Origin of the sequence: Tolypothrix sp. FACHB-123, from assembly GCF_014697075.1 — a bacterium.
GTDB lineage: Bacteria > Cyanobacteriota > Cyanobacteriia > Cyanobacteriales > Nostocaceae > Aulosira.
Genome location: NZ_JACJRE010000019.1, coordinates 72632 through 86799 on the forward strand (window position 1 = coordinate 72632; position 14168 = coordinate 86799).

Consider the following 14168-nt stretch of genomic DNA (forward strand, 5'->3'; position numbering starts at 1 on the left):
ATTTAAGTTGTCATTTTTGGGATTTGTCTTGGATTTTATCCAAACAGTCTTTTAATTTTTCTGCCACTACTTGCACATTCGGCTCTTGGAATATATCAGTATGAACACCAGGAATTTCATAAATGTCTAAGCCACCTTTGACTAATTTACCCCAACCAAAATCTGGTTCGTAATCATAGGATAAAGAGATATGATCGACAGGCTTAAAGATAGATGCTTTCCCTTGATATGGTTTGAGAACATAATCTTTATATTTTACTTGTGCCTTATTTACTGCCTGTTTTTGGTTGCGAGTGAGAATTTTTTTGACTAAGTTTTTCTTCGCTCTTTGGATTACTTCACCAGGCCCAATTTTAACGATATTCAAAAGTTTATTTGGCCAAGATAGGGGTTTTGCTCCTTCTTCAATAGTCGGATCGAATAGCGCCAGCATGGCGACTTTTTCGCCTTGGGCTGTTAACTGTTGCGCCATCTCGAAGGCGATGATGCTTTCAATACACAAGCCCATGAGGTAATAAGGGCCTTGGGGTTGGATAATGCGCATTTCTTGGATGTAATGGGCGGCTAAATCTTCCATTTTTTCGGGAAGATTTGGCATATTTTCGCCATTTTCCACTGCTAGACCATAGCGCAATGCATAAATCGGTTGTTCTGTTCCCAGATAATTAGCTAAGGCATGATAGCGCGTACTGTGGATACCAAATAAAGGCGATCGCGATCCTTTTGGTTGCACTGGTACAATAGAATACCAGGGTGATGACTGTCCTTTTTGGCGTAAGGTTGTGGCTAACTGCTCAATAGTTGGTGTGGGGAACATCGCCGCTAATGGTAGTTTTTGGTGGCAAACTTTTTCGATTTGTGCCATCATGCGCACTGCTAGTAATGAATGTCCTCCTAACTCGAAGAAGTTTTCTGTGACTCCTATGGGCTGAATATTTAGAACTTCTTCCCAAATTTTGGTTAGTTGTGCTTCTAAATTGTCTCGCGGTGCGACAAAGATTTTGTCTGCATCTAGCTGAGATTGATCGGGTATGGGTAAAGCACGATGATCTACTTTGCGATTCAGGGTTAAGGGTAGAGTATCTAAAAATACAAAGGCACTGGGCACCATGTACTCAGGTAAATGTTCCTTGAGGAAAGCGCGGAGTTCGCTAGTAGTGGGTAGGGTGGAAGATTTAGCCACTAAATAAGCTACTAGGCGCTTATCGCCGGGGATATCTTCTCTAGCAATGACTATTGTTTCTTGAATGCTGTGATGTTGGGCTAGTCTGGCTTCGATTTCCCCTAATTCAATGCGGAAACCCCGGATTTTCACTTGGTTATCAATGCGTCCGAGAAATTCAATGTTTCCATCTGGTAAATAACGTGCTAAGTCGCCGGTGCGGTAAAGACGGGCTTGTGGTTGCTGGCTAAAGGGATTAGCAATGAATTTTTCGGCGGTAAGTTCTGGACGGTTGAGATAACCTTGGGCTAAAGTCTCGCCGCCAATATATAGTTCCCCTGCAATCCCGATGGGTACCGGTTGCTGATAGGAATCGAGGATGTAAGTCTGAAGATGGGCTAAGGGACGGCCAATGGGCACTTCACCAGCGATCGCTTCGCTGCTATTAGGTATGGTATAAACTGTGGCGGTAACTGTGGTTTCTGTGGGGCCGTAAGTGTTCACCAATTTTAAGCGATCGCTGTTTGGCGATTGGGCTACATATTGTTGCCAGCGCCGCACTGGTTCTGCGAGAACTTTTTCACCACCAATAATGGTTAACCGTAAGGATTCTGGTAAACTAACATCGGTGTTTTTTAATTCACCGGCTAGTTGATGCCAATAGGCGGTGGGTAAATCTAGTACCGTTAGTTGTAAATCTTTGCAAGCTTGGAAGAATGTTGGTAAGTCGCCCAGCATTTCATCGCTACGCAAGACTAAAGTCCCACCTGCACATAAACAAGGATAAATTTCTTCTACCGCCGCATCAAAGTTTAAAGAAGCAAATTGCAAAACGCGATCGCTAGCTGTAATTTCATACTCAGCAATGGCTGTCTGTGTAAATACACTTAAAGCATTATGAGTAATAGTTACGCCTTTTGGTTTGCCTGTGGAACCTGAAGTGTAGATAATATAGGCTAAATCTTCACCTGTATTGATTGGTGTGGGGTTTTCTTGGCTACATTCGGCAATTTTTTCTTGCCAATCTAAATCTAAACAGATAACTTCCGCTTGCTCGCATGGCAGTTGCGATCGCCATTGATTGTGACTGATAATTACCGATACTTGGGCATCATCCACCATGTAAGCCAAGCGTTCAGCTGGATAAGTGGGATCGAGGGGTAGGTAAGCGGCACCGGCTTTGAGAATGGCGAAAATGCCGACTATCATGTCTAGGGAACGTTGTAAGGCAATTCCTACCAGTTGATTGACTTCGACACCCAGTGAACGCAAATAATGTGCTAGTTGATTGGCTTGGTTGTTGAGTTCGCGGTAAGTTAATTGCTCGCCAGCATATTCTACAGCGATCGCGTTGGGTGTGCGTTCTACTTGCGCTGCAAATAATTCATAAATACATTGATATTGGGAATAATTGCCTTGATCGTTCCCTTGTCCCAGCAACTGTTGTGTTTCCGCAACAGTCAGCAAAGGTAATTGTGCAATTGGTTGTTGCAAATCGGCAATAATCCCGGAAAGTAGGGTTTGATAATGTCCCATCATTCTGGTAATGGTGGCATCATCAAATAAATCGGTGTTATAGTGCCATTTGCCAATCAGCACTCCGTCTATCTCTTCCATTGACAAAGTTAAGTCAAATAATGACTTTTGTTCGGCAATGTCTACAGGCGTGGTGGTACAACCAAATAGTTCACCTGCTTGTACTGGTACATTTTGCAGGATAAACATCACCTGAAATAAAGAGTGATAACTAAGCGATCGCTCTGGGTGTAGTTCTTCGACTAATTTCTCAAAGGGTAAATCTTGATGGGTAAAGGCGTCTAATGTTACCGAACGCACTCGCTTGAGTAATTCTTGAAAACTGGGATTACCTGATAAATCAGTGCGAATAACTAAAGTTTTAATAAAAAAGCCGATTAAATTTTCAACTTCCAGCCGATTCCGCCCAGCGAAGGGAGAACCAACAATAATATCTGTTTGTTTGCTGTAGCGATAAAGCAAGGTTTGAAAGGCTGCCAGCAAAATCATGTATAGAGTGACACCTTCTTGGCGACAAATCTGTTGCAGTCCCTCGCTGAGGCTGGATGGTATTGTTAATAACTGGCTAGCACCCCGGTAAGTCTGCACTGCGGGACGAGGGCGATCGGTGGGTAATTCTAATAAAGGATTTGCCCCTGCTAGTTGCTGTTTCCAGTAGTTGAGTTGTTGCTCTAATACTTCACCTGTGAGCCATGCTTTTTCCCAAGTTGCATAGTCTGCATATTGAATGGGTAATGTTGGCAGTGGATTTGGTTGATTGTCCAAGAAAGCTTGGTAAAGTTCGCCTAATTGTTGCCACACTAGGCTGATTGACCAACCATCAGAGACAATGTGGTGCATCGCTAGCAATAGAATATGCTCTTGGGGAGCTAATTTCAGCAAGCAACCCCGCAGCATTAAGTCTGATTCTAAATAGAAGGGGCGTTGGCTTTCTTGTTGCAGCAATTGAGCAATTTGGCTTTCTCGTTCTGCTTCCCCAGTCTCTTGGATATCGATAATTTTTAGTTCTACTGGCTGTGGCGGGTTAATTACTTGTCTGGGAACGCCATTTTCGGCAATAAAGTTGGTACGTACTGCTTCATGATGTACGGCGATCGCATCTAGGGCTTGTTGCAGTACTGGTAGATTTAATTCCCCTTGCAAGCGCACTGCAAAAGGTAAGTTGTAAATTGAGTTATGGGGTTCTAGTTGGTCTAATAACCACAGTGGCTCTTGAGCAAAGGATAAGGGAGCAACATCAGGGTTCTCTCTGGGAGGAATTGCTTGATATGCGCCCAGATTAACGCCTTTGGTTTGCTCTTGGGTAATTTTTGCCGCTAAAGCTGCAATTGTGGGATTTTCTAGCAGCGTGTTCAGGAGGATTTCCACTGAGAAAGCTTGGCGACTACGAGAAATTATTTGCGTTGCTAAAAGTGAATGTCCGCCGAGTTCAAAGAAGTTATCATTGATGCTGATTTTCTCTCTACCTAAGACTTGTGACCAAATATTCGCTAATAATTCTTCTGTAGGATTGCCGGGGGGGCAAAATTCTCTGTCTAAATTAATACTGGATTGTTCCGGCGCAGGTAAGGCACGGCGGTCTACTTTGCCATTAGGAGTTAAGGGCATAGTGTCTAAAAACACAAAGACACTAGGCACCATGTATTCAGGTAAATGTTCCTTGAGGAAAGCGCGGAGTTCGCTGGTGGTGGGGACGATGGATTTAGCGATCGCATAAGCCACTAGTCGCTTATCGCCAGGTACATCTTCTCTCGCAACGACTACAGCCTGTTGGATAGAGTGATGCTGATTTAACAGCGTTTCAATTTCACCCAACTCAATGCGGAAACCACGGATTTTCACCTGATAGTCAATCCGCCCAATTAGCTCGATCCTGCCATCAGCTAGATATCTCGCCAAATCACCAGTGCGATAAAGGCGATCGCCTGGATGCTTGCTAAAAGTATCATGTATAAATTTCTCCGCCGTTAAATCTGGGCGATGAAGATAACCCCTAGCTAACCCCACACCCCCAATTAACAATTCTCCCGGTACACCAATCGGTACTAATTCCACTGAACCATAATTGTAGGCATTGCTATCGATGATGTAGATTTTGGTATTAGCGATCGCATGTCCAATATCAATGGCTCCATCCCCTGGAGTAATGCAGTTAACCGTTGACCAAATCGTCGTTTCTGTCGGCCCGTACATATTCCACAGCGCCGCAGTTCTTGCGAGGAGTTGATTCGCCAAGCTGCGGGGTATAGCTTCCCCACCACAGAGAATTTTTAAGTCTGGTTTACCTTCCCAACCTGCGGTTAACAGCATTCGCCAAGTTGCAGGGGTGGCTTGCATGATTGTGGCTTGTGATTTTGCAATTACCTGCATTAATTCGATGGGGTCGGCGGCTGTTTGTCGGCTAACTATCACCACTTTTGCGCCCACGGTGATGGGTAGAAATAGCTCCAGAACAGCAATATCAAAAGAAATGGTGGTCACAGCCAATAACACATCATCTTCGGTAATTCCCGGCTGATGCTGCATCGATGTTAAAAAGTTGACCACCGCTCGCTGAATGATTTGTACACCTTTGGGTTTACCTGTGGAACCTGAGGTATAGATGGTGTAAGCTAAATTCTCTGGTTGACTGGAGACAGCTAAATTTGCTGATGATTGTTGGCTAATGATTTGCCAATCACTATCTAAACAAACCACTTGAGCAGATGTTTCTGGTAATCCTGCTTGCAAGTGGCTTTGAGTCACAATCACTGGTGCTTGGGAATCTTCCAGCATCAAGGCTATTCGCTCTTGGGGATAGGCGGGATCTAGGGGTACATAAGCGCCACCTGCTTTGAGTATGCCTAATAGCCCGACTACCATTTCTAAGGAGCGTTCTACATAAATTCCCACTAGGGTATCTGGGTGGACTCCCAGGGTTTGCAGGTAATGGGCTAGTTGATTGGCTTTGGTGTTGAGTTGTTGGTAGGTTAATTCCTGGTTTTCAAAGACGACTGCTATCTTGTCTGGTGTTTTGCTGACTTGCGCCTCGAATAATTGATGAATACATTTATCTTCAGGATATTCACTGAAGATATTATTTCCTTGCTCTAACAACTGCTGTGTTTGGTCATCTGTAAGTAAGGGTAATCGCAAAATTGATTGTTGAGGGTCTGCAACTATACCTGCTAGCAATGTCTGGAAGTTTTCCATCATCCGGGTAATAGTGCCATCATCAAACAAATCTGTGCTGTAGTTCCATGTACCGCTAATTACTCCGTCTTTTTCCTCCATTGACAAAGTTAAGTCAAATATTGCTGTGTGTGACGTGCTTTCTTCTACAGCATTTTGCAGATTAAACAATACTTGAAATAAGGGATGATAGCTGAGCGATCGCTCTGGTTGCAGTTCTTCTAACAACTTCTCAAAAGGCAAGTCTTGATGCTCATAAGCCGCTGATGTGACTGAGTTAACCCTAGCTAATAATTCTGGAAAACTCGGATTCCCTGATAAGTCAGTGCGGATTGCTGCTTGATTACGTTCCCCAATAGTCGAGCCAATAATAATATCTTCTTGTTTACTGTAGCGATAAAGTAATGTAATAAATGCTGTTAATAAAAGTGTATATAAAGTTGTCCCTTCTTGGTGACAAAGCTGTTTGAGAGCATCACTCAAGCTGACTGGGAAGATGAATGATTGGCTAGCATCCTGGTAAGTCTGCACTGCTGGACGAGGACGATCGGTAGGTAATTCTAGTAACGGGGCTGCTCCTGCTAGTTGCTGTTTCCAGTAGTTGAGTTGCCGATCTAGTACTTCTTGATTGATTATTGGGGATTCGATAATATGCATGTCTGTATTTTGTTTTTGAGTAATGTGGTAGCTAATGCAACGATGCTTAAAGCATTTCCCACAACAAACGTCTCACATTGGCGATCGTCTGTTCTGGTGTTTGATTGGAACTGATTTCAATAGTTTGAGATTTGGGATACAAAGGCACAATTCGACTAGTATGTCTGCTGACAACATACTCGGTTGGTTCCTGTTTTTGCCGTTGTTGATTGCGCTCTATCGCCACTTCTACAGGTACGCTCAAGCGGACGATGATATCTGCGGGGGGTATTTGGTTGTAAAGGCGATGTTCTAAATTAGCTAAGTATTGCAAAAACCGATTTTTTCCCCCATTATCTGGAGGAACTGTTAATCTAGGGCTATCCATTGCACCTACAGTTGGAGATGGATAGCGATCGCAAATTACTAGTTGACCATTAGCAGCTTGACGCCGGATTTTAATTGCTAATTTCCATCTGTCCCAAGCTACTAAAACAGAACGTACTGCATATAGTAAGGATACAGTTTTTCCTGGATTAGTTGTATCTGTGACTACAGTACTCATTCTATCTTGAGTAGCTACCCCTCTCAATAAAGGTACTGTTAAATTAGGTAAAAAAGTCAACAATGTTGATGGTGGTTTACCCAAATGTACTGAACTAATATGAAATACTTTCCCTAACCAGATCTGCGTATCTTTAACTAATGTTGATTTACCAGTTGCTTCCGCACCGACAAAAGCAATTACTGCACCACCAGATGTCAGTTGTTTAGATTTTCCCGAACCGTATAAACGCCACCATACCCGTTGAATAAACAGCTTTCCTCTTAATAACCATTCGGCGATAGGCGGTAATCTATTAAAAAGTTTTAACTTTTGTCGCAGTTTAATAGATAACCAAAAGAATTTCAAAAATGGCGCTTCTTGTCGCAGACAATCAAGACATTGATTAAATAGATTAATGTCTACAGATGGTAAATATTCTTGCAGGAGTAATGGATATTGTTTTTGCGCCTCTTCATCAAATAAATAATCCAGTTCTTGTTTTAAATTTTCTCCACTCCGCTTTAACAACAGATATTCTAAAATTGCCGCGTGCTTCACCATCATCCGCAGCACAAACACGATTAATTCTCCGCCTTTTGCTGGTATGGGCACGCCTGCTACATTTGTAGTGTTATGTAGCAGTACGTTTTCTAGGGGTAGACAGTAGTTTTTTAATAAACTTTCCCCTGTAACCACACGATAATAAACGTGCAGGTGTACCAATTGTCCTGTGGGAATATCCAGTCCATAAAAATGCTGAATTGCTGGGTAATTGACAGGTAGGATTTCTCTTGCTCTTTTAAAATTTAAAGTTGCTAAAACACTTTCAAATTTTTGCGAGTCTTTGCGGTCTACTAAAATATCTAGATCGCCAATCCCTGATAACGCATCTGCTAGGAACAAATTACTTTTCCAATGGCAGTAAGCAATTCCCTGATACTCTAATTTGCTAATTAAATCTTTTACAATGCTTAACATGAAAATTGTTTGTCTTATATATTCAATATTTTCTTACACATATAAACTGATAAACCAGATTTTTACCAAAGTTTATATTTGTGAGATTCGCTATTTTGTTAGAGAAATAAAAATAGCTGTAAACAGCAGAAGTAAAAAATCAAAATATGCGCGCTCGCTTGCTGCTTAAATTTTCCTGATTGCTCAGGACTACCGATTAGCTGATAACTATTGCCTCCTCCCCAAACGTTTAGTTACTTGAACAATCCAAAAGAGTAAGTCTTTCTCAGCGCAAGCAGTTACTTTAATTGAATTGCTTTTCACTTTTCACTTCTGCTAGACATTTTCCCCTCAACGAAATCTAGGCAGTAAATTCTACGTGCAACACAGGAGAACCAACACCGAGTGGCGTGCGATCGAAAGATTGAGCGACTCGCGATCCAGTTCCACTAATAATAGTTGCTAGAGAATTACCACTACTCCAACCCGAACGATTAACAATTTCTTGAATCACATCCTTGAGATTTGGAGTACGTTGTTCAACACCTGCTAAATTTACAGTATTCCAAATAGGTACATCTTTCCAAAGAACACTAGCATCTGTTCTTACTCTGGAAGAAATATTCCTTGAGATAGTTGTAAATGTGGCAGCATTATCAACATCTTCTCCATGAATTGTCAGGTTGGTTGCTACTGAATTAGCTTCATCAACTTTGAACTGAATATAAGCATTAGTAATGATAGCTTTTTGCGGAATATTCACGCCAACAAAACGTAAACCTACAAGTTGGTCATTACCACCATCATTAATTAACTCTAGATCGGAACTGTCCAAGTTCATTTTTCCAGAGATTCTTTGTTCGGCATCATCGCTACTAGATGAAACCTTGACTTCAATCACCTTGGTAGATGTTGGCAATTTATAACCAAAATCCCAATCGAGCTTGTTTTCTCCTGCTGCCAGGGTAAATGTTGAGGTATTATCCTTAATAGTATCTGGGTCACCAGTTTGCGTAGTACCACTAGGTAACTTACTGCTATCTACTTGCACAGTATAAGTTCCTGCCTGGAGATTATTAAACAAGTAGTTACCATTACTACCAGTTACCTTAGTGGCAAGAATCTTATTATCTGAATCCAGCAGTTTGACGCTAACGCCTGCAATCCCGCTTTCACCAGCATCTTCTATGCCATCGCTATTCGCGTCATTCCAAATGCGATCGCCAATTGAGCCTAAAGGCGGAAGTTGATAACCAAAGTCCTGATTGAGGTTGTTCTCTGTTTCAGCCAAGATAACTTTTGCCGTATTATCGTTACCACCATCAGGATCGCCAGCTTGCGTAGCCCCGCTAGGTAGCGTATTCTTATCTACCTCCACATAATAAGTATCTGTCGGGAGATTATTAAATAAGTAGTTGCCATTACTACCCGTTACCTGAGTGGTTATGATATTCTTAGAAGAGTTAAGTAGTTTTACGGTAACGCCCGCAATGCCACTTTCTCCAGAATCTTGTACGCCATCGCCATCGATATCATGCCAAATGCGATCGCCTATTGAACCTAGGGGTTGGGTAGTAAAACTACTTTCCCAAGCTCCCAAATCTGGGGCATTACCTTTATATGCACTACTAGGGAGATTAAGTACATCTTTCCCCCGCCATTGGAACGCAGCAATTCCCGCATCAATCGCCGGACTATCTGTTTGTAATTGCAAGTTTGCATCTAACAGGGGATTGGCAAATAACGTTGTATTGGCATTGACATTACTATCGAGAATGTCAGTCCCATTTTGCCAAAACAAGTTATATGCAGCAGTGGAACCACCATTCACACCCTTCATGGCAATCTTAGTATGACCGGCAAATATATTATTCAGGGCTACTAAATTATCTCCCCCGGTTAGCCCATAGTTATTGCCATAAAATGTGTTATTCAAAACATCTATGGATTCAGGAATACTAGCCGCTCGATAGTCTTCAGTGGTTTCTTCATTATCCATCAACCCCAAACCAGCTTGATTATTTTTTTCAATCCGGTTTCCTTCGATGCGAATGTAGCGATTAGATAAACCAGCAGAATCTATGAGCTGAATTCCATCATTATTATTGCCAGAAATGAGATTATTGCGAATGATAATGTCTAAGGTGTTACCAGTGTAAGGTTGCAGTCGGATTTCCAATCCATCACCATCGTTATTGCGGATAGTATTATCTTCCACAATCACGGACGCATCCTTGTTTAAATCAACACCATCATCAGTATTATTTTCTAGGGTATTTTTGCGAATTACACCACTAGTTTTCCCTTTAAAATCGATGGCATCAACTGTATTAGTGATGCGGTTATTAATAATTTCTACACCAGTACTATTATTGATTTGGATACCATCATTGCCATTTTGAATGGTAAAACCAATTATTTTTGTCCCAACAGCGCCAGTAACAGTAATTAGATCTAAAGCATCTCGACCATTGGTACCTCCATCCAGAACTGTGCCGATGATATCGCCTGGATCAGCAGTGTTATAAAATTCCGAAGCTAAGGTAATTCTCTTCCCAGTTATCGTCAGTGCTTCTTTATATATACCTTGAGAAACAATAACGATGTCACCATCTACCGCAGCATTGATAGCTTGTTGAATGGAGGAACCAGGGGAAACTCGAATTGTAGCCATAGTAAATCCTCTTCATCATTACTGATGTCATGTTGAGGGCTTTTTTTAACCCTAATTTTCTGTGATTTGTCTTCATGAAATTGATAAATTTGGAAGAAAAACAGGACTTACACATTGATAATAACTGCCAAATATAAGCGATAGAAAAACACATTTTTTGTATGGGTTTAGCACTGCTAAACCCTGAATAGTGCGGATCTATTTATTGTCAAAGTGTTGATTAATCAAAGCCTGAAACTCCCAATTTTGGTAAATTCATAAAACGCTCGATGAGTAAAGTACGTCAGTTTCAAAAAATAAGTCATTAGTGGCAAAATTTAGCGTAAAAGTCAGATTTAAAACTTATTACACAGTAAATTCCACATGGAGTAAAGGCGCACCGAGTCGGTCACCATCAAAGGATTCCGCCACCCGTTCCCCAGTACCGCTAATAATTGTTGCCAAGGCATTACCGCTACTCCAACCAGGACGATTGACAATTTCTTGAATCACCGCAGCCAGATTCGGAGTACGTTGATCGACACCTGCGGCACCCATAGTATTCCAGGTAGGTACAGAATTCCAGACAGCATTAGCATCTGTGAGGAGTCGGGAAGAAATATCACCCCTGGTGGTGGTAAATGTGGCAGCATTATCCGCATCTTGCCCACGAATTGTCAGATTAGTTGCGACTGAAGTCAGTTCATCAACCTTAAATTGAATATAAGCATTAGTAATGTTGGCTCCTTGAGGAATATTTACGCCGACAAAACGCAAACCTACAAGTTGATCTCTGCTACCATCACGAATTAGTTCTAAATCCGTACTAGTCAAACTCATGCTTCCAGAAAGACTTTGTTCCGCATCATCGCTACTATTTGCGACTCTCACCTGGATAACCGTTGGGGCTGTTGAGAATTGATAACCAAAGTCCTGGGTGAGGTTGTTTTGCCCTGCTGTTAAGGTAACTTGGGATTTGTTATCTTTAATACTATCAGGATCGCCAGTTTGTCTAACTCCCGTAGGTAAGGTATTAGTATCTACCTCAACTGTGTAAGTACCCGCTTGAAGATTACTAAATGTGTATGTACCATTAGCACCTGTTGTCTGGGTGCCAAGAACATTACTACCAGAGAGCAGCTTGACAGTAACACCCGTCAGCCCGCTTTCACCAGTATCTTGGACGCCATTGCCGTTAGCGTCATTCCAAATGCGATCGCCTATTGAACCACCTGCGGAAAGTTGATAACCAAAGTCCTGGTTGAGGTTGTTTTGCCCTGCTGCTAAAGTAACTTGGGAACTGTTATCTTTATTAGTATCAGGATCGCCAGTTTGTGTATATCCACTAGGTTGAACTACTTCAACTTTATAAGTACCCGCTTGAAGATTACTAAATGTGTATGTACCATTAGCACCTGTTACCTGTGTGCCAAGAACATTACTACCAGAGAGCAGCTTAACAGTAACACCCGTAAGTCCGCTTTCACCAGTATCTTGGATACCATTACCATTAGCATCATTCCAAATGCGATCGCCAATTGAACCCAGAGGTGCTGTTGGTTCGATATATTCGATCCGCAATAGAGGCGCTCCCAGCGCATCGCCCTCGAATGCTTCCGCTACCCGTTTACCAGTACCCGTAATAATTGTGGCGATGGAATTACCACTTTGCCATCCCGGTCGATTGATAATCTCTTGCACGATCGCAGCAATATTACTCGTGCGTTGGTTAGTACCTGCTGCACCGACAACACTCCAGTCAGCCGGATTCCATGCTACAGATGCTGAGGTTCTACTACGGCTAGAAATATTGTTGCTAACTGTGGTAAATGTGGTGGCATTATCAGTTGCTTCTCCCTGAATTAACAGGTTAGTTGCGTCTGTAGAAGTTTCATCAGCTTTAAATTGAATATAAGCATTGGTGATAATCACACCTTTGGGTACTATGATGTTGTTGAAGCGCAACCCAACGGTTTGATTACTACCATCATTGACCAATTCTAAATCGGAACTATCTATATCAACGCTCGTTCCTTTTTGTTCGGCATCATCACTACTAGCATTAATCCTAATTTCCCTGGTGATGACTTGTGGCCCAAAAGTAGCACTGGCTTGATCATCTTCGTTGGGGTTGTTGTTGTTTGGTGTGGAGTCGGGGTCAGCTTTAGATGAGGCTATTACCTCTGCGGTGTTGGTAATGAGATTGCTTGGTGTGTTTTGTACTGTTGTTACCAAGCTGAGAGTAGCAGTACTATCACTGTTAAGCGCGTTTACAGTCCAAACACCTGTAGTGCTGTTGTAAGTACCTTGACTGGGGTTTCCTTGAAAGGTGAATCCCGCCGGTAAGTAGTTTTTAACTTGGATGCTGGTGGCGTTTTCTGGGCCTCTGTTTCTTAATGTTAGGGTGAAGGTGACTGTATCGCCGGCTTTGGGGGTGGGGTTACTAACTGTCTGTGTGAGTTCTAAATCTGCACCTGTGGGTGGAGGTGGTAGGGTAAACTCAAAGATTTTACCATCATTTTCATTGGGGTTGCTGTCATTATCAACACCGCGATCGGCAACATATATACTTAAGCTATTGGGGTCATTGCTAGTAGGCGCAATTGTTAAACCGGCTGGTTTGAGTAGACCTGGTGCAGAAATAGTCAAATTGCGAATTAAATTTCCAGTTGTGCTAATTTCGGCGATGGTATTTATCGGTTCCCCAATGATGTAGATGGAATTAGTTAGCGGATTATAATCGATACCCTCCGGATCGCGAATTCCTAAACTAGCCGTATCAAATTGGTTGATAACTTCTCCCGACAATCTGTCTATCTGATATACTTCTGCGTTCACCCCATCAAGCACAAAAATCGTTCCGTTGGGGCCCCAAGCTACGCCTTCAGGGTCGCCACTACCAAAACCTCTCGTAGACAAGATTTCCCGGCTATCACCAGCATCGCCATAAATTCCATTTATGGGATCAATAATATAAATTTCCCGTTGATCGTCATCAGAAATCAGCATCCGTCCGTTCAACGGATCGTTTGGATTATTAGGATTAAAGTATATATCTACACCAGTTGGCTCATCGGAGAAAGATGTTGTACTCCATCGGCGATCCCAAGCTGTTTGCGTACTATTGATACCCAGTTCAAAGACGTTAGATCCCTGAAAGATTGACATCTCTTCAACTTCGCCATCAACAATCACTAGCCGATTGGTATATGGGTCGTAAGCGATACCTGATGGATCGGGACTAGCGGGCGAAAATCTTGATGTATCAATGGTGCGTCGTAATGTCAAATTAACCATAATTTTTACTTAATATGTAACTTTGCGTTGAAAACTTTTAACTGTGCTGATCTGAGATATTTCTTAAATTGAAAATACGAACTTAAACTTCGTTATGTGAGGAGGCGATCGCACTTTGGTGACTAAATTGAGCATGAGGAATCAAGAATAAAGTACTGGTTATGAATTGGAAATTAAGAGCGCAAAATAAAGATAATTCGTAATTAATA

Annotated in this window: 4 protein-coding genes; all 4 read right to left on the bottom strand. The window is 42.1% G+C overall.

Features of this window, described 5'->3' with window-relative positions:
- Positions 1-10: 10 nt before the first annotated feature.
- The 4 genes from H6G41_RS14715 to H6G41_RS14730 all read right to left on the bottom strand — a co-directional run bounded on the left by H6G41_RS14715 (position 11) and on the right by H6G41_RS14730 (position 13959).
- A complete protein-coding gene (locus H6G41_RS14715) occupies positions 11-6526 on the bottom strand; it encodes a non-ribosomal peptide synthetase (RefSeq protein WP_190746923.1) in 6516 nt (2171 codons plus the stop codon).
- Between the two features lie 46 nt (positions 6527-6572).
- On the bottom strand, positions 6573-8030 hold the full coding sequence (locus H6G41_RS14720) for a hypothetical protein (RefSeq protein WP_190746924.1): 1458 nt from the start codon (positions 8028-8030) through the stop codon (positions 6573-6575).
- A gap of 340 nt (positions 8031-8370) precedes the next feature.
- A complete protein-coding gene (locus tag H6G41_RS14725; RefSeq protein WP_190746925.1) occupies positions 8371-10683 on the bottom strand; it encodes an SdrD B-like domain-containing protein in 2313 nt (770 codons plus the stop codon).
- A gap of 345 nt (positions 10684-11028) precedes the next feature.
- Complete coding sequence (locus tag H6G41_RS14730) at positions 11029-13959, bottom strand: SdrD B-like domain-containing protein (protein ID WP_190746926.1); 2931 nt, start codon at positions 13957-13959, stop codon at positions 11029-11031.
- Between the last annotated feature and the right edge of the window lie 209 nt (positions 13960-14168).